The following is a 17,904-nucleotide window of genomic DNA, read 5'->3' on the forward strand; positions in this document are numbered from 1 at the left end:
GGCGCGCCTCAGCGCGAAGCCAGCCGCACCAGGCTGTCGTTCAGGATCGTCGTCACCCAGTCGCTGGGGCCGGCGTTGGTGCCGAAGGTGTTGGTCAGCGCAAAGTGGGCGCGCTGGCCGTCCTGGCGCAGCACCACCATGCCCATGAACCCGTTCGAGGCGCCGGTGTGGAAGAGCACGGTCTGGCCCTTGACCTGGCCGCCGGCCCAGCCCAGGGCGTAGTCGCCGGGGCGGATGCTGCGCAGGTTCTGCACATAGCTGGCCGGCAGGCCATGGCCCTGGCCCTGCAACGCGCGCTGGTGTTCGGCCAGCCAGCGGGCGTACTCGGCCGGGCTGAGCCAGACGTCGCCCGAGGGCTTGATGGCATCCACCCAGGGCTGCAATTCCGCCCCGAAGCCGGTGAAGGGCTGCAGCTTGCCGGGGGCCTCGCCCTCGTAGCCCTGCGTCACGGGTGACAGGGTCTGCCAGACCGGGTGCAGGCCCAGCGGCGCCGTGAACTCGCGCAGCAGGGTCTCGAAGTCCTGGCCGGTGGCGGCTTCCAGCATGGCGCCGGCCAGGGTGTAGCCGGCGTTGGAGTAGACGAAGTCCTGACCGGGCTGACCGGCCGGAGGCAGGCTCAGCAGGTAAGCGCTCAAGAAGCGGCGGCGGCCGGTGTCGGTTTGCGGCAGCGGTGCGGTCTGGCTGGCCAGGTAGGCACCGAAGTCTTCGAGGCCCTCGGCGCTGTCCAGCGGTACCAGGCCGGCGCGGTGGTTCAGCAGCTGGGCCAGGGTGATCTGCGCATAGGCCGGGTGCATCTGCGCGGCCAGTTCGGGCAGCAGTTCGGCGGGCTTGCTGTCCCAGCGCAGCTTGCCCTTCTCGACCCACTGGGCCGCCAGAGCGGCGGTCATGGATTTGCTCATCGAGGCCAGGTGGAAGGCTTCATCCCCTTGCAGGTTTGCGCCGGCCTGCTTGCGCAGCCCTGCCGCACCCAGGTAGAGCTTGGCGGTGGATTCGGCCTGAGTGGCGAACACGGCACCCACCAGCCCGGCCTTGACGCCGGCCTCGGCCTCGTCGCGCGCCGCCTGGGTCTCGGTCAGCAGCTCGGGGTTGCGGATCTCATCAACCTGGGAACCGCCGCAGGCGCTGAGGATGGCGGCCAGGCCAAGGGCCAGAAGGGAACGTCGGGGCAGAAAGGCTGCAAACATGGTCGGAAATCAATGCGGGTGAACGAGGCCCGCATTCTTGAAATCCGACCCTAAAGGATTCCTAAAGCTGCACCCGAAAGCCGATGCCCCGGCCGAGCAGACCGGTCGAGATGGCCAGTTGGGCACCCAGCCGTTGCAGAGCCTGGGCCACGATGGCCAGGCCCAGGCCGGTGCCGGACTCCAGGGTCTGGGTGCCGCGCCAGAAGCGGTCAAACATCTTCTGGTGCTGCTCGGGCGGCACGCCGGGGCCATCGTCGGCCACGGCCAGCCAGGGGCGCCCATCGGGGCCCTGGCCGAGCTGCAGTTCCACTTCGCGGGCGCCGTAGCGGATCGCGTTGTCCAGCAGGTTCTGCAGCAGGGTTTGCAGGGCCAGGCGTTCGGCCTTCCAGGGCAGGTGGTCCGGCGCCTGCAGCGCCAGCTGCACGCCGCGGGCGCGGGCTTGCGCATGGGCCTGGCGTAGCTGGGTGGCGGCCAGTTCGGCCAGGTCCAGCTCTTCGGTCTGAGTGGGCCGTTCCTGGTCCAGGCGGGCCAGGTCCAGCAGCTGCTGGGACAGATGGGCCGTGCGTGCCAGGCCCTGCTGCAGGGCCTGGGCGGCCTGCTGGCGCCCGGCTTCATCCGGGCTGCTGAGCAGCACATGGGCCTGGGCGCCCAGGGCGGCCAGCGGCGTGCGCAGCTCGTGGGCGGCGTCGTGGATCAATGCGCGTTCGCGTGCCAGTTGCTCGCGCAGGCGTTTGAGCAGGGCGTCGAAGGCCTCGCCTAAGGGTTTCAGCTCGGTGTACCGCAGGTCCAGGTTCAGCGCGGCCAGCTCATGGCGGGTGTCCAGTGCGGCGATGCGGGCGGTGAAGCGGTGCAGTGGCGCCAGGCCGGTGCGCACCGCCAGCCACAGCGTCAGCAGCAGCACCGGCAGGGCCAGCAGCAGCGAGCTGCCGATTTCACTCAGCACCCAAATGATCAACACCTCATCGCCGATCAAGGGGTCCAGCACCTGCACCCGCCAGGGCCCGGCTTGGGCCTGGAAGACGGCATGGGCTTGGCCCCGAATGTCGGTCTGGCTCAGGCCTTCGGGCAGTTCGCCTGCGGGCTGCGGGCCGATCTGGCAGACGACACGCTGCCCGGTGTCGCGCAGCTGCACCCCCGCCCCGCCATAGGCATAGCCCTGCAGCTTGCGCATGCGCTCAAGCTCGCCCGCGAAGCCCTGGGCTACGGCGCAGGCGCTCTCGGCATCACGCAATTTCTCGACGCTGCGGGCGAGCAGGCTGCCGAGCATTTGCGCGGGTGACTGCTGCACCAGCTGGCTGCGTGCCTCCCAGTAGTTCCAGACCACCAGCAGCAGGGTGATCAGTGCATAGGCCACCAGCAGCGCGCCCACCAGGCGCTTGCCCAAGCTGTGTTTCATAGCGACTCCAGCCAATAGCCCACGCCGCGCAGCGTGCCGATGCGCTCGGCCCCGATCTTGCGGCGCAGATTGCTCAGATGCACCTGCAGCGCGGCCGTGTCCACGGCCTCGCCCAGGGGTTCCAGGCGCTGTGCCAGGGTGGCCTTGTCCACCACCTCGCCGCCGCCCTCGGCCAGGGCCAGCAGCAGCTGGTACTCGCGCGGCGTCAGGTCCAGGGTCCGGCCCTCCAGCTGGGCTTGCGAGCGCCGCGGCAGCAGGGCCAGGGCGCCGAACTGCCAGGTCTCGCCGGCCTGGGCGGCACTGCGCCGCAGCACGGCGCGCAGGCGCGCCAGCAGCTCGGGAATCTCGAAGGGCTTGACCAGGTAATCGTCGGCACCGGCGTCCAGGCCGGTGAGGCGTTCGTCCAGCGCGCCGCGTGCGGTGATGACGAGGATCGGCGTGCGGCTCTGTGCCGCGCGCCAGCGCTGCAGCAGGGCCAGGCCGCTGCCATCGGGCAGGCCCAGATCCAGCAGCACGGCGCTGCAGGCGGGGTCATCCAGCTGGGGCGGGGCATCGGCGGCGCGACGCAGCCATTGCACGCTGAAGGCCTCCAACTGCAGGGCGCTCAGCAGGGCCTGGCCGAGATCCAGATCGTCTTCGATCAGCAGGATGTGCATGGCAATGAAAAAAGCGGCTGCCGGGGCAGCCGCTTTTCAAGTGATGGGTGACGAGCCTTACCTCGGCACTGGTTGCAACGCTGAGGGCTGCTTGGTTCCCCACCTGACCCGGTTGGGCGCGCTCCCATGCGAGGGGGCCCGTCACCGCGCATTCTACGTGCGGCGGCAGGCCCGCCTCGGCCGCCCCTTCAAGGCTGGTAGCGCCAGACCTGGCGCGACTCGCTGCCCACCGCGTCTGAGGCTGCCGTGAAGCCGCCCAGCACATAGATCGCATCACCCACCGCCACCGCCCCCAGGCCATGGGCGGCGTAGGGCATGGCGGGCAGCGGGGTCCAGCTGCGCGTGGCGGGGTCGAAGCGCTCCACAGCGGCACTGACCGTGCGCGCTGCGGTTTCACCGCCAAAGGTGTAGAGCTTGCCGCCCAGCACGGCTGCAGCCAGGCTGCCGCGCGCGGTGGGCAGGGCGGGCTCGGCGGCCCAGCTGTTGCTGGCCGGGCTGTAGCAATCCAGGCGGTCCAGCGGCTGCTGGTCGGTGGCGCGGATGCCGGGGCCGCGGCCGCCGGCCACGCACAGCCGGGCATCCAGCACGGCTGCGGCGGCGGCATTGCGGGCCGGGCTGAGCGGTGCCAGGGCCTGGCTCAGCCAAGTCTGGCTGGTGGTGTCGAAGGCCGAGTGGCTGTCGACCGAGGCGCTGGCGGCGTTGTTCAGGTTCCAGCCGCCCACCAAGTGCAGGCGGCCATTCAGCTCGGCCGCCGCGGCGGCAAAGCGTGGCACCGGCAGGGCCGGGCCGCTGCTCCAGGTGTTGGCCGCCGGGTCATAGACCTGCAGCGCATTGCTGGCCTCGCCGCCCAGGGCGTAGACCTTGCCGGCCGCGCTCAGGGCCGCCAGGTTGTCGGTGCCGCGCGGCAGGCGTGGGCCCGTGGACCAGCTGTTGCTGGCGATGTCGTAGAGGTAGCTGCTGGCCGAGGTGTCGTAGCCGCCGGCCACGATCAGCTTGCCGTTGACGGCCGCCAGGCCGAACTTGGCCACGCCGGCGGGCAGGTCGGCCAGGCGGGTCCAGCCCGCCGGTGCAGGTGCTGGCGCGGGTGCCGGGGTCGGTGCGGGTGCGGGTGCCGGGGCAGGAGCCGGGCTGCTGCCGCCACCACCGCAGGCGGCAAGCAGGCACAGGGTGGCAAGGAGGCTGGGCATCGTGGTGCGCATCGGGGGGAACTCCGTGAGTGTCGGGGCCCAGGCTGGGCCGGAGCGCGCATTGGCGCCGCCCCCCTTTCAGCCCACAAGACACTCAGCCTCCAATCGCGCTCCGCTTTCCGTCAAAAAGAAATTTCTTCTCTTGAATCAATGCTTTAGCGGAGTTCCAGCAGGTCCCCCTGGGCACCGCCGGAGCGCTCCAGCACGAGCCGGCCAGGGCCGGCGCTGAGGCTGGGGAACTCGGCCAGCGTGCCCAGCGGCCAGCGCGCCAGCTCTTGCGCCGCTGCTTCGGGCCGGCGCTGGTGCAGCAGGCGCTCGAAGCGGCCACGGCTCAGCAGCCACAAGCCGGCCTCGGGGTGCGGGGTCCAGCCGATCACGCGCTCGCCGGTTTCGAGCCCCTGTGCCGTCCAGCGCTCGGTGCCGGCGCCATCTGGCGCCCAGCGCAGGAGGCCGTCCTCGCCCTGGCCCCAGAACTCGCCGCCGGGGCCAAGGTCCAGCCGGGCCTGGGCGTGCAGGGCCGGCGCGCCGGGCAGGGGCTGTGGCGCCTGGCCCGGTGTCAGCGCCCAGGCCCGCCAGCTGCCGGCCTGTGGGCGGCTGAAGACCAGGGTGTTGGCGTCGCGCCAGGTCGGCGGGCCGCCGGCCTGGCCGTCCTGCAGCAGGACCTGCACGGCGCTGCTGCTGCGTTGCCAGGCGCACAGGGCGAGCTGGCCGCCGGCGCCGCAACGGGCCCAGAAGGCCAGGCGCTGGCCGTCGGGCGACCAGGCGGGCCGGCCAATCTCGCCCGGCAACTGCAGGCGCTCCTGCGGGTCGGCCAGGGCCGGCGCGGCCACCCAGAGCTGGCTGAAGCCCGGGCTGCCGCGCGCCACGAAGGCCAGGGCGTCGCCGCCCGGCCCCTCGTGCAGGGCCGGATGGCGGCGCGAGCCCAGGGCCGGCGCCAGCACCTGCAGCCCGGCCGCGCCCAGGGTCCACTGCGCCAGACCTACGCTGCCGCGCAGCACCGCCACAGTGAGCCGGCCATCGCGTTCGCGCATCGGCGCACTGCCTTCCTGCCCCAGCGGCTGCAGCTGCCCGCTGCGGCGCTGCCAGCGCTGCAGCATGCGCACTTCCAGCTGGGTGGTGGAAAGGATCAGGTCCTCGCCCTGGGCCGTGTAGGCCAGGCCGTGCAGGCTGGTGAAGCCCTGCTGCGTGAGGCGGCGCTCCTGGCCGCTGGCCAAATCCAGCTCGAACAGATCGCGCGTGCCCGCGCCGGGCTGGCTGCGCGCAAAGGCCAGGCGGCGGCCATCGGGGGCGAAAGCGGGCTGGTGATCGGGCAGCAGGGGGTCGGGGGCGGTGGTGAGGCGGCGCAGGCCGCTGCCATCGGATTGCAGGGCAAACAGACCGGGCCGGCCCTCGCCCGGGGCGGTGAACACCAGGGTGCGGCCATCGTCTCTGGCGGCCAGGATGGGGGTGAACAGGGGCTGGCATTCGGCCAATGGGCGGGGCGGGGCTGCGGGTTCCAGGTCCACGCGCCAGAGCTGGCAGCGGCCCTCTTTCAGTGCGGTGAAGGCCAGCGCCCGGCCGCCCTCCAGCCAGGCCAGGCCGTGCACATCCCCGTGGGCATCCGCCAGCACCTGAGGCGGCTCGCGCCCTTTGGCACTGCGCAGCACCAGGGCCGCATCGCCCTGGCCCTGCCACCAGGCAAAGGCCAGCCAGCGGCCATCGGGCGAATGCTGGCCGAGGAACTCGACGCCGGGCAGTTGCGTCAGCCAGCGGCTTTGCAGGGCGGGGGCGGGTGCCGCTTGGCGTGCCTGCCAGGCCAGGCCGCCCAGCAGGCCGCTCAGCCCCAGCAGCACCCAGGCGGCGGTCAGCCAGGGCCGCTTGGGGCTGCTGGGCGCCGGAGATGAGGCTGTGACCGCGGCTGCAGCGGGAGCGGTCGGCGCCCGCGCCAGCATCTGCACCGGCGCAATCAGCCGGTAGCCCTTCTTGGCGATGGTCTCGACATAGCGCGGCGCCTCCGGGTCGTCGCCCAGGGCCTGGCGGATCGTCCAGATGGCCGTGTTGATGGCCTTCTGGGCCACGAAGGCGTTGCCACCCCAGACGCGCTCGATCAGGGTCTCGCGCGCCACCACCTGGCCGGGCGTTTCGGCCAGCAGCAGCAGGGTGGCCATGGCCTTGTGGCGCAGCGGGCGGCGCTCGCTGCCCTCCTGCCAGAGCTCGTTGGCGCTGCCGTCAACCGTCCAGTCGCCGATCCGCAGCAGCGGCGCCACGGCTTAGCGCAGCTGCAGATCCGCGTCCGAGAACTCGATGCCCAGCGGCTCGATGAACAGGCGCTTCGGGCCGGCCTCGACTTGGCCGGCATGCCAGGCCTGGATGCCGCAGCCCTGGGCCACCTTGACCACCTCGGCGGCCTGCTCGGGCGGCACGAAGAGGGCGAAGCCGGCGCCCATGTTCAGCGTGGAGTAGGCCTCGCGGTCGTCCAGGTGGCATTCCTTCTGCATGAAGCGCAGCACGGCGGGCACCGGGGGGACGGTTTTGATGCGGTAGGTCAGCTCACCCGGGTGGCGCAGCAGCTTGCGCCAGCCGTGGCCGGTGATGTTGGCGCTGTAGTGCACGGTCAGGCCACTCTTGTAGAGCGCTTCGGTGACGGGCGAATACAGCGGCGTGGGCGCCAGCAAGGCGGCGCCGTAGCTCAGGCCGGGCTCGATCTCGGTCAGGTAGCCGTTCTCCAGGCGCTCGGCCAGCTTGCGGGCCAGGCTCAGGCCGTTGGCATGGATGCCGCTGGCGGCCAGCAGCACGATGGCGTCGCCGGGGGCGAGCTGGTCGCCGACCGACAGGCGCGACTTCGGGTTGATCAGGCCGGTGCAGGAGGCCGCCAGGTCGATGCGGTCGTTCTCGACGATGCCGGCCAGCGCCGGCGTCTCGCCACCGCCCCAGGCCACGCCGCAGGTTTCGCAGGCGGCTTTCCAGCCGGCCACCAGGGCTTGGGCACGCGGGGCGTTGCCAAACCAGTCGGAGCCGCCGGCGGCCCAGTAGGCCTGCACCACCAGGGGCGTGGCGCCGACGGTGATGAGGTCGTTCACCGCCATGGCGATGGTGTCTTGCGCAATCGCGCCGTAGAAGCTCTGGCCGGTCAGCTGGGCCATCTCGTCGGCCACCAGGGTCTTGGTGCCCAGGCATTCGACGATCGAGGCCATGTAGAACGGCCCCACGTCCACCACATAGGCCGATTCACCCCGCGAGGCCTTCACCTCGTTGAAGCCGTGCACGCCCAGCTGGGTGGCGGTGCTGGCGGCGGCGCGCTGGGCGCTGACCTTCAGGGGGTCGATCAGGTCGTAGTTGACGCCGGCCTGGTCGTAGGTGAGGGGGGTGTTGGCGGGGGTGGACGTGCTCATGGCGCGGGATTGTCTCAGCCCGGCCTGGCTCAGCCGGCGCTCCTGCCGAGCCAGGGTTTGCCGGCCCGGTGGAATCCCGGGGCGATGCCCCGACGCCGGGCGCGGGCGGGCCGCGCCCTCCAGAATGGGCCGAACGCTCCCCACCCCCAAGGGCCCGCACCTTGCTCGACCGCTTTTTCCTGCTTGAGGCCCACCGGGGCCAGATCCTGCCCCAGGGGGATTACGACCTGCGGCTGGTGGCCTTGTCGCTGCTGGTGGCGGCGGTGGCGTCCTACTTCGCGCTGCAGCTGGCCGACAAGGCGCGCAGCAGCCCCACGCCCGGCCTGCGCAGGGGCGCGCTGCTGGTGGGCGCCGTCACGCTGGGGGCGGGCGTGTGGTCGATGCACTTCATTGGCATGCTGGCCTACCAGGTGTGCACCACGGTGCGCTACGAGCCCTGGCTGACGGCTCTTTCGGTCCTGCCCGCCATGGCGGCGGCCTGGGTGGCCCTGAGGGTGCTGGCCAGCGCGCGCCAGAGCCGCGTGGGCTTGCTGGGCGGTGGCGTGCTGATGGGGGTGGGCATCGGCCTGATGCACTTTGGCGGCATGGCGGCCATCCGCTCGAACGCCCTGCTGCGCTACGACCCCGCCTGGTTCCTGGCCTCGCTGCTGATTGCCGTGGGCCTGGCGGTGACGGCGCTCTGGGTGCGCCACGCGCTGGAAAGGCGACCCGGCCTGGGGGCGCGCAGCGCTGACCTGCTGGCCGCGTTGGTGATGGGTGGCGCGATCTCCGGCATGCATTACGCCGCCATGCGGGCGGCGCACTTCGTCGGCCTGGAAGAACAGGTGAGCGGCTCGGCGCTGGAACAGAACCTCGGGCTGGCGATGGGCGTGGCCTTCATGGCCGTGGTGGTCAGCGCGCTGGCGGCCCTGGTCAGCGCGGCGCTGCGCCATCGCCAGCTCTTCATGGCGCTGCAGCGCAATGAAAGCCAGCTGCAGGCGCTGTTCGATGTGGCGGTGGATGGGGTGCTGCGCATGGATGCGGCCGGCACCATCCTGGACGCCAACGCTGCGGCGCTGCAGATCTTCGGCGCCCGCCGCGAAGACCTGGTGGGCCAGACGCTGGAGCACTGGGTGCCCGCCGCGGCCGAGCTGCGCCCGCGTGGCCGCGCCGTGGCCGAGTGCAGCGGCCGGCGCCGTGACGGCAGCCTCATCCCGCTGCGGTTGGCGCTGGGCCATGCCGAGGCCGGCGGCGGCGAGGCCGCAATGGGCGTGGCCTTTGTTACCGACATCAGTGAGCGTCGCCGCGTCGAACGCGCCCTGCAGGACAGCGAGCAGGAGCACCGCAGCCTGATCGCCAACCTGCCCGGCGTGGCCGCCCATGGCGTGCACGACTTCGCCAGCGGCCGCACCGAACTGCGCTTCGTCAGCGAGGGCATCGAGGCGCTGAGCGGCTGGCGCGCCGACGAGCTGGTGGGGGCGGCGCAGGGGCTGGACCTGCTCGTGCACCCGGACGATCTCGCCGTGGGGGGCAGCCTGGCCCGCCGCGGCCCGCCGCGCCTTGGGAATTACCAGCTGGAGTACCGCATCCTGCGCCGTGATGGCCAGGTGCGCTGGGTGGCCGAGACCGGCACGCTATCGGCCCTGCCGGATTCCCCGCTGTGCCGGGTGGACGCCCTGGTGCTGGACGTGACCGAGGCGCGCCTGCGCAATGCCGAGTTCGCGGGCGTGCTGGCTGCCATCCGGCGCGCCCTGGTGGTGGTGGAGTTCGACCTGGACGGCTGCATCGTGCACGCCAACGAGCGCTTCCTGCAGCTGTTCGGCTACAGCGCCGAGGAGCTGCTGGGCCGCCACCACCGCCTGCTGTGCCTGCCCATGGAGCTGCACAGCCCGGCTTACCGCGAGCACTGGGCTGCGCTGCGCCGCGGCGAGGTGCGCAGCGGCGAGTACGAGCGTGTCGGGCGCGACGGCCGCCCTGTGTGGATCCAGGCCACCTACAACCCCATCCTGGACGCGGCCGGCAAGCCGCTGCGCATCGTCAAGTTCATCACCGACCTGACCGACCGCCACCGCCTGGAGCAGGACCTGCGCCAGGCCAAGGTGCGCGCCGAGCTGGCCGCCGACGCCAAGAGCGCCTTCCTGGCCAATATGAGCCACGAGATCCGCACCCCGATGAACGCCATCATCGGCTTCACCGAGGTGGTGCTGGACGGCGAATTGCCCGCCGACGCCCGCCGCCACATGCAGACGGTACAGCGCTCGGCGCGCGCGCTGCTGGGCCTGCTGAACGACATCCTGGACACCGCCAAGATGGAGCAGGGCGCCATGACGCTGGAGCAGCGCCCCTTCTCGCTGGCGCAGCTCTGCCAGGACGTGGTGCAGACCCTGGGCCTGAACGCCCGCCGCAAGGGCCTGGCGCTGACGCTGGACCTCGACCCCGCCCTACCCACCCAGGTGCTGGGCGACCCGCTGCGCGTGCGCCAGGTGCTGATGAACCTGGCCGGCAACGCGGTGAAGTTCACCGAGCAGGGCGAGGTCAAGCTGAGCGCCCACCCGCTGGACGATGGCCGGGTGGAGCTGGCGGTGCGCGACACCGGCATCGGCATCGCGCCCGACCGGCTTGAACACATCTTTGACCCCTTTGCGCAGGCCGATGCCACGATGAGCCGCCGCTTCGGCGGCACCGGCCTGGGCACCACCATCGCGCGCCAGCTCTGCGAGCTGATGGGGGGCGAGATCGGTGTCGAAAGCACGCTGGGGCAGGGTTCGCGCTTCTGGGTGCGCCTGCCGCTGGCCGCCACGGATGAAGAGCCGCAGGCCGCGCACACCGCTCGTGAACGCGTGACCCTGCCGCCGCTGCGCATCCTGGTGGCCGACGACGTGCCCGAGAACCTCAGCCTGCTGGAGCTGCGCCTGCGCAGCATGGGGCACGAGGTGGTGACGGCCGTGCACGGCGTGCAGGCGCTGCAACGGCTCGATGAGGGTCGCTTCGACCTGGCCTTGCTGGACGTGCAGATGCCCGAGATGGACGGCCTGCAGGTCTGCCGCGCCCTGCGCGAACGCGAGCGCCAGAGCGGCGCGCACCTGCCCGTCATCGCGCTCACCGCCAGCGCCATGCAGGGCGACCGTGACCTCACCGAGCAGGCCGGCATGGACGGCTTTGCCACCAAGCCGATTGACTGGCCGGACCTGACCGCCGAGATCGCGCGCGTGCTGGGCTTGCAGCCGCAGCCGGCCGAGCCCGCCGCCACGGCCGCGCAACCCGAAGCGGCGCTGCTGCCGCCCGGGCACGACTGGAGCGAGGGCCTGCGGCGCTGGGGCGACGCGCGCCTGCTGCGCGAGCAGTTGCAGCGCTTCCTGGCCGACGCCCTGGCGCGTTGGCCCGCGGGCCAGGAGGACGCCGCCTGGGCGCACCGCCTGCGCGGCACCCTGGCCAATCTGGGCTACGGCGTGCTTTCCGCGCCCTTGCTGGCGCTGGAGCAGGGCGCTGCGTCCGACCCCGCCACCGCATGGGTCGGCCTGCGCGCCCAGTTGCAGGCCCTGTGGGCGGCGCTGCCGGCAGCAGCCAATCCGGAACCCAGCCCTTCCGCGCCCCAGCCGAGGCAGCCTGAACCCGCCGATCTGCAGGCCCTGGACCAGGCGCTGGCGCAGGGCGAGCTGCCGGAGCCGCTGATTCAGCGCATCCTGGCCGCCCTGGGGCCGCAGCGCGGCCAGGCCCTGGAAACCGCGCTGGCAGACTTTGAATTCGAGCAAGCCCGCCGCCTGCTGGCGGCGCTGAAGGAGCCACACCCATGAACTGGGCCGACCCCCACCAAGACCGCCGCCCCAAGCTGCTGCTGGTCGACGACGAACCCGCCAATCTGCAGGTGTTGCGCCAGATCCTGCAGGCGCATTACCGCCTGGCCTTCGCCCGCGACGGCTTCAAGGCGCTGGAGCTGGCCGCGCAGGAGCGGCCGCAGCTGATCCTGCTCGACGTCATGATGCCCGGGCTCACCGGCCTGGAGGTCTGTGCCCGCCTCAAGGCCGATCCCGCGCTGCGCGGCATTCCGGTGCTGTTCGTGACGGCGCTTTCCGACCCTGCCCACGAGGCCGAGGGCTTTGCCGCCGGCGCGGTGGACTACCTCACCAAGCCCGTCAGCCCGCCCATCGTGCTGGCCCGTGTGCGCACCCACCTCTCCTTGGTGGCCAGCAGCGAGCTGCGCGCCAGCCGCCTGGCCATCGTGCAGTGCCTGGGCCGAGCTGGCGAGTACCGCGACAACGAGACCGGCCGCCATGTGATGCGCATGAGCCACTCCGCCCAGCTGATGGGCAAGGCCCTGGGCATGACGGACGACGAGGCCGACGACCTGCTCAACGCCGCCGCCATGCATGACGTCGGCAAGATCGGCATTCCCGACGCCGTGCTGCTCAAGCCCGGCCCGCTGGACCCGGCCGAGTGGGATCACATGCGTCGCCACGCCGAGATCGGCGCAGAGATCATCGGCGAGCACGAGGCCCTGGTGCTGCAGATGGCGCGCCGCGTGGCCCTGCACCACCACGAGAAATGGGATGGCAGCGGGTATCCGCAGGGCCTGGCGGGCGCAGCCATTCCGCTGGAAGCCCGCATCGTGGCCCTGTGCGATGTGTTCGACGCGCTGACCAGCGCGCGCCCCTACAAGGCCGCCTGGCCGGTGGAAAAGGCCACCGCGCTGCTGCAGGCCGAGGCCGGCAAGCATTTCGACCCCGAACTGGTGACGCTGTTCCTGGAGTTGCTGCCCAGCGTGCTGGCGCTGCGCGAGCGCTGGCCGGACTGAGCCGCGGCGCTGCCCTCAGCCCGGGCCCGCGGCGCGCCGCCCGAGCAGGCTTCGGATGGCCGCGACCACGGCTTCCGGCGCGGCCTCCTGCACGCGGTGGTGGGCCTGCAACTGGCGCAGCTCGGCCTGTGGGTAAAGGCGGTCCAGCTGGCGTTCGGCCAGCTCGGGATCCACCGCCCAGACGCCGAAATCCTCGGCGTAGATCACGCCCTTGAGCAGGTCGCGAACCAGGCCCTGGGGCTTGGCGGCGCGCGGATCGGGCAGGGCCACCAGGCGGATCATCGGCCCGCCGAATGCGCCGGGCTCGGCCAGCAGGCGCTCGCCCAGGTCGTGGATGCCGGCGATCTCGCGCCGCGCTGCGGCCGGGGCGAACAGCCACAGGCCCAGGCGCGTGAACCAGGGGAAGTCGGCCGCGGGTTTGACGGCGCCCGGCGGCAGCGCATCCACCAGCAGCAGTCCCTCGACCTGCTCCGGGTACTGGCGCGCAAACAGCTGGGCGTACTGCCCGCCCAGCGAATGCCCGACCAGCACATAGGGCGGCGCCAACCCCTGCTGCTGCAGCAGTTGCTGCAGCCGCGCTGCAGCCTGTTCGGGCGGCTGCGGCGTGGGCGCCAGTGCACTGCGGCCAATGCCGGCGCGGTGGTAGGCGAGCAGATTGCAGCAGTCCCCCAACGCCGCCACCACGGCGCGCCAGGTGTCGAGCGTGAGCATCAGGCCGTTCTCGAACACCAGCGTGGCGCGCGGCTGTGCAACGCGGTGCACCGCGTACTCGACAGCCAGCCCGTCGATCTCGGTCAGCACCGGGGACCAGTCCGGGGCGGCCACTTCGGCGGGCGGTGCCACTGGTGCGGGTGGCGCGTCTTCCTGCGCCCAGGCCATGGGCAGGGCGGCCAGCAGGCCGCAAGCCAGCAGAACTTTCCAGCTGCGCATGGTCTTACAGCCCCAGTTCTTCGGCCAGATGCTTGGCCGAGTAGAGCTGGCGCAAGGCCAGCCGGATGGCCGCCTGGTGCACCACCACCGCGCGGTTGTTGCGCTCGTCGAACGCAAAGCGCCCGGCCAGCGAGTCGAGGTTGCCGTCGAACACCACGCCCACCCAGTCGCCTTGGCTGTCGACGGCGGGTGAGCCGGAGTTGCCGCCCACGATGTCGGCGGTGCAGATGAAGTTCAGCGGCGTGGCGCCGGGCAATTCGCGGCGCAGCGCGGCCAGGCGCGGGCTCAGATCAAAGGGGCTGGTGCCGGCAAAGCCGTCGGTGCGCGCCCACAGGCCGTCCAGCGTCGTGAACCAGGGCTGGCGCAGGCCGCCCAGGGCCACCTCGGCCACCCGCCCGAAGGACAGGCGCAGGGTGCCGGTGGCGTCGGGCGGGCTGCCGTCGCCCAGCACGCTCCAGCGCGTCTGGGCCAGCGGGTCGGCCTGGGTGCGCACGGGCTGCGTCACCTCGCGGGCATAGGCGTCGAGCACGCCACGGCGCAACGCGTGCAGCTGGCGGCCGAGTTGCAGCATCGGGTCGTCCACGGCATCGAAGGCCGCAGGCTCTAGGGCCAGCCAGCGGGCGCGCTGCGCGGCGCTGCCGATCTGCGTGCCAGCCAGCCACTGGCGCGCCGCGCTGCGTGCATCGGGCTGGCCGGCCTTGAGGGTGCGCACCCAGGGATCGGCCGCGCCCAGCGCCTGTTCGCTGCGTTCGATGTAGCCGGCCAGGCGCAGTTCCTCCAGCACCGGGTGCAGGGGGTGTTCGGCCTTCAGGGCCTCGGCGGCCTCGCGTGCGGCCGCAGCGCTGAAGCGCTCCAGGCGCTGGCCCTCGGGCCGGCGCGCTTCCAGCTGCAGGCCGGCCAGGGCCAGGGCGTCTTCCAGCAGCGTGCCCGAGGGCGGACGCATGGCCACCAGTTCGCGCGCCAGGCGCTGCTGAGCGGCCGCGGCCTTGGCCACCACCTGCCAGGGCTGTTCGCTGGCGGCGCGGCCGCGCACCAGGTTCTCCTCGCGCTGCTTGGCGCCGAAGAGCTCGGGGTCCTTCAGTGCCGCCAGCTCGCCGCGGCGCGCCTTCAGGCCGTTTTCCAGCGCGTTGATGGGCTCCAGCGCTTGGCGCGCCTGCTCCTCGCCCTGGGCGGCATAGCGGTGCAGCAGGGCCTGCTCGGCCTCCGCCGTGGCAATCTCGGCCGGCAGCTGGGCGTCGCGCAGGGCGGCGAGCTGGGCCACGGTCAGCAGGCGGTCGGTCTGCCAAGGGTGGCCGGGCACAAACACGGCGTCGCCGAGCTTGAGGGCGGCGCGCGCCGGGCGCAGCCAATGCGCGGGGCGCACCGGCTTGCCCTGGTGGTAGACGCGCAGCAACGCGAAGTCGAAGGCGAAGCGCGGGTAGGCGAAGTTGTCGTCGTCGCCACCGAAATTGGCGGCCTGGGTCTCGGGCGCCATCACCAGGCGCAGATCGGTGTAGCGCTGGTAGCGGTAGCGCTGCTGCACCGCACCGCCGTACAGCGAGACCAGCTCGCAATGCTGCTCCTTCGGGCAGCTGGCGTCCAGCTTGGCCAGGGCGCTGACGCGCGCAGCCGGTTCGGCCGGCAGGCTGACGGGGTCGATGCCGATCAGCAGGCGCGCCGTCATGCCGGGGCAGCTTTTCTCGTCCTTGGGCGTCGCGGCGACGAAGCCATGCTTGGCCAGATCGGCCTGCGCGCTGGTCAGGCGGTCGATGCAGTCGCTCACCACATGGTGGTTGGTCAGCACCAGGCCCTGGGGCGAGACGAAACTGCCCGATGCACCGTCCAGGTTCAGCGCCGCGCCCTGCAGCTTGGCGACCCAGGTGGCATCGGGCGCGCGGCCCAGGTGCTCCTTCAGCGGGCCGTGCGGCAAGCGGTCCAGGGGCCACATGCCTTCGGCGGCGTGGGCGGAGGCAAACAAGAACGGGAGAAGCAACAGCGAGCGCATGGGTTTGGGCAGGCGGGAGGGGCGGGCAGGATAGCCCGACAGCCTCCCTAGAATCCGCCCCTCTATGAGCGCCCAAGTCCTCGCCCGCCAGTACCGCCCCCGTCGCTTCCAGGAATTGGTCGGCCAGGAACATGTGACCCAGGCCCTGGGCAATGCCCTCACCAGCGGCCGCCTGCACCACGCCTATCTGTTCACCGGCACGCGCGGGGTGGGCAAGACGACGGTCTCGCGCATCCTGGCCAAAGCGCTGAACTGCCAGGGGGCGGATGGCCAGGGGGGCGTCACGGCCGAACCCTGCGGCGTTTGCCCGGCCTGCCGGGACATCGATGCCGGGCGCTTCGTCGATTACGTCGAACTCGATGCCGCCAGCAACCGCGGCGTCGAGGAGATCTCGCAGCTGCTCGATCAGGCCGTCTACAAGCCGGTGGTGGGCCGCACCAAGGTCTACATGATCGATGAGGTGCACATGCTCAGCACCCACGCCTTCAACGCCATGTTGAAGACGCTGGAGGAGCCGCCCGAGTACCTGAAGTTCGTGCTGGCCACCACCGATCCGCAGAAAGTGCCGGTGACCGTGCTGAGCCGCTGCCTGCAGTTCAACCTGCGCCCGCTGCCGCCGCCGCTGGTGGCGCAGCATCTGGCCACGGTGCTGCAGGCCGAGAACATCCCCGCCGAACCCGGCGCCTTGCGCCTGCTGGGCCGTGCCGCGCGCGGTTCGATGCGCGATGCGCTCTCGCTGACCGACCAGGCGATTGCCTTCGGCGCCGGTCAGCTGAAGGAGGCCGAGGTGCTGGGCATGCTGGGCAGCACGCCGCGCGCCCAGGCCCTGGACCTGCTCGATGCCCTGGCCCATGCCGATGCCGCCGCGCTGGTGGCCGGTGTGGACGGCCTGCGCGCCGCCGGCCATGGCGCCCCGGGCGCCTTGGACGAGCTGGCCCGCTGGCTGCAGCTGATCGCCCTGGCCCAGGCCGCCCCCGAGGCGCTGGAAGCCCAGGACCCCGACACCCCCGAGGCCCTGCGCTTGGCCGGGCTGTGGGCGGCCGACACCCTGCAGCTGGCCTATGCGCTGCTGCTGCAGGGCCGGCCCGAGCTGGCGCTGAGCCCCGACGAGCACGCCGGCCTCTTGATGATCCTGCTGCGCGTGCTGGCCTTCCGCCCGGCCGGTGACCCGGCCCCCAGCAGCGCGCCGCTGCGCCGCACGCCTGCCACTGCGCGCCTCAACGTGCCGGTGCCCGCTCCGGCGGCACCCTTGCCCGCTGCCGCCGCTCCGGTGGAGCGGATCTCTCCGGTTAGCCCGGTGCGCGCGCCTGAGCGCATCACGCCGGTCACGCCGCCGCGGCCGGCACCGCAACCCGCGCCACAGCCCGCCCCCTCGCCGGCCCCGCGTGCCGAAGCGGCAGCTGCTGCGCAGCCGCTGCCCAGCAGCGCCGCAGACGACGACGCTCCGCCCTGGCTGGACCTGCCCGCCGAGGAAATGGAAGCGCCGCAGGCCGCCTTTGAGGAACCGCTGCTGGCCGATGAGCCCGCCGCCCCGGTTGCCAGCACGCCTGGTCTGGAGCCCACGCCCGAGGGCGAGGCCTGGGCGGCGCTGCTGGCCGAGCTGCAGATCACCGCGTTGGCGCGCACCCTGGGCATGCAGGGGCAATGCCTGCGCCTGCAGCGCGGTGCGAGCGAGTGGCAGATCAAGCTGCGCGTCAGCGCCGAGGCCTTGCGCATGGCGCCCGGCCCCGCCAAGCTGGAAGCGGCTCTGACCGAGCATGCCGGCGTGCCGGTGAAGCTGGAAACCGAGGTCGGCCCCGTCACTGACAGCCCGGCCTTGCGCGAAGCGGCGGCCAAGGCGGCCCGCCAGGTGGCGGCCGAAGAAGCCGTGGCGAACTCGGCCGAGCTGGCCGCGCTGAAGCGCCATTTCGAAACCACGCGCATCGTGCCCGGCACGGTGCGCCCCTTGTCGGAGAACTGAACATGATGAAGAACCAACTCGCCGGCCTGATGAAGCAGGCCCAGGCCATGCAGGACAACCTCAAGCGCGCCCAGGAAGAGCTGGCGACCATCGAGGTGGAAGGCCAGAGCGGCGCCGGTCTGGTCAAGGTCACCATGACCTGCAAGCACGACGTGCGCCGCGTGCAGATCGATCCCAGTTTGCTGGCCGACGACAAGGACATGCTGGAAGACCTGGTGGCCGCGGCCTTCAATGACGCGGTGCGCCGGGCCGAGGAGACCAGTTCGGAGAAGATGGGCAAGCTGACCGCTGGAATGCCGCTTCCGCCAGGAATGAAGTTCCCGTTCTGAGCTACTTGGGCGTGCCGGTTTGGCCTCTCCCAGACCCCGCCGGGATTTCGCCCCGGCAGGCGACCCCCTTTTCTTTGCTGCGCCAAAGAAAAGGGGGGAAAAGAAAGGCGCTGAATGCCGCCTTCGGTCTAGGACC

12 protein-coding genes and 1 other RNA gene are annotated in these 17,904 nt (G+C 71.9%); 4 read left to right on the top strand and 9 right to left on the bottom strand.

Translation table 11 applies throughout. The features are described 5' to 3' along the window. Window positions 1–8: 8 nt before the first annotated feature. The 7 genes from ACE3QP_RS00990 to ACE3QP_RS01020 form a co-directional block, all read right to left on the bottom strand. Window positions 9–1,184, bottom strand: a complete 1,176-nt coding sequence (locus tag ACE3QP_RS00990) for a serine hydrolase domain-containing protein (RefSeq protein WP_374432825.1) — start codon at window positions 1,182–1,184, stop codon at window positions 9–11. A 61-nt stretch (window positions 1,185–1,245) separates the two neighbouring features. Further along, window positions 1,246–2,580, bottom strand: coding sequence for a sensor histidine kinase (locus tag ACE3QP_RS00995; protein ID WP_374432827.1), 1,335 nt, complete (start codon window positions 2,578–2,580; stop codon window positions 1,246–1,248). Next, window positions 2,577–3,236, bottom strand: coding sequence for a response regulator (locus ACE3QP_RS01000; RefSeq protein WP_374432828.1), 660 nt, complete (start codon window positions 3,234–3,236; stop codon window positions 2,577–2,579). The genes ACE3QP_RS00995 and ACE3QP_RS01000 overlap by 4 nt, the downstream gene beginning before the upstream one ends. 46 nt (window positions 3,237–3,282) lie before the next feature. Further along, window positions 3,283–3,379, bottom strand: an RNA gene (gene ffs / locus ACE3QP_RS01005) — signal recognition particle sRNA small type. A gap of 45 nt (window positions 3,380–3,424) precedes the next feature. Beyond that, window positions 3,425–4,423, bottom strand: coding sequence for a Kelch repeat-containing protein (locus ACE3QP_RS01010; protein WP_374432830.1), 999 nt, complete (start codon window positions 4,421–4,423; stop codon window positions 3,425–3,427). Between the two features lie 155 nt (window positions 4,424–4,578). Further along, window positions 4,579–6,669, bottom strand: a complete 2,091-nt coding sequence (locus tag ACE3QP_RS01015; RefSeq protein ID WP_374432832.1) for a winged helix-turn-helix domain-containing protein — start codon at window positions 6,667–6,669, stop codon at window positions 4,579–4,581. Window positions 6,670–6,672: 3 nt separating this feature from the next. After that, window positions 6,673–7,794, bottom strand: coding sequence for an AIR synthase related protein (locus ACE3QP_RS01020; RefSeq protein ID WP_374432834.1), 1,122 nt, complete (start codon window positions 7,792–7,794; stop codon window positions 6,673–6,675). Window positions 7,795–7,955: 161 nt separating this feature from the next. On the opposite strand from ACE3QP_RS01020, the gene ACE3QP_RS01025 reads away from it, so the two are divergent. Together ACE3QP_RS01025 and ACE3QP_RS01030 are read left to right on the top strand one after the other, a co-directional pair. Next, window positions 7,956–11,567 carry an MHYT domain-containing protein gene (locus ACE3QP_RS01025; RefSeq protein WP_374432837.1) on the top strand — a complete coding sequence of 1,204 codons (3,612 nt, stop codon included), beginning with the start codon at window positions 7,956–7,958 and terminating at the stop codon, window positions 11,565–11,567. Further along, the gene (locus tag ACE3QP_RS01030) at window positions 11,564–12,565 is read left to right on the top strand and encodes an HD-GYP domain-containing protein (RefSeq protein WP_374432839.1); all 1,002 of its coding nucleotides are present in this window, start codon (window positions 11,564–11,566) and stop codon (window positions 12,563–12,565) included. The genes ACE3QP_RS01025 and ACE3QP_RS01030 overlap by 4 nt, the downstream gene beginning before the upstream one ends. Before the next feature lie 15 nt (window positions 12,566–12,580). Here the strand turns inward: ACE3QP_RS01030 and ACE3QP_RS01035 are convergent, their stop codons facing one another. Both ACE3QP_RS01035 and ACE3QP_RS01040 read right to left on the bottom strand, forming a co-directional pair. After that, complete coding sequence (locus ACE3QP_RS01035) at window positions 12,581–13,495, bottom strand: alpha/beta fold hydrolase (RefSeq protein WP_374432841.1); 915 nt, start codon at window positions 13,493–13,495, stop codon at window positions 12,581–12,583. Between the two features lie 4 nt (window positions 13,496–13,499). Beyond that, on the bottom strand, window positions 13,500–15,422 hold the full coding sequence (locus ACE3QP_RS01040; RefSeq protein ID WP_374432842.1) for a S46 family peptidase: 1,923 nt from the start codon (window positions 15,420–15,422) through the stop codon (window positions 13,500–13,502). Window positions 15,423–15,543: 121 nt separating this feature from the next. On the opposite strand from ACE3QP_RS01040, the gene dnaX reads away from it, so the two are divergent. Together dnaX and ACE3QP_RS01050 are read left to right on the top strand one after the other, a co-directional pair. After that, on the top strand, window positions 15,544–17,439 hold the full coding sequence (dnaX, locus tag ACE3QP_RS01045; RefSeq protein ID WP_374432844.1) for a DNA polymerase III subunit gamma/tau: 1,896 nt from the start codon (window positions 15,544–15,546) through the stop codon (window positions 17,437–17,439). 2 nt (window positions 17,440–17,441) lie between these two features. After that, entirely contained in the window at window positions 17,442–17,768 is a 327-nt protein-coding gene (locus tag ACE3QP_RS01050) for a YbaB/EbfC family nucleoid-associated protein (protein WP_198110233.1), read from the top strand. Window positions 17,769–17,904 lie beyond the last annotated feature (136 nt).

This window comes from Inhella sp. (genome assembly GCF_041912635.1).
Lineage (GTDB): Bacteria > Pseudomonadota > Gammaproteobacteria > Burkholderiales > Burkholderiaceae_C > Inhella.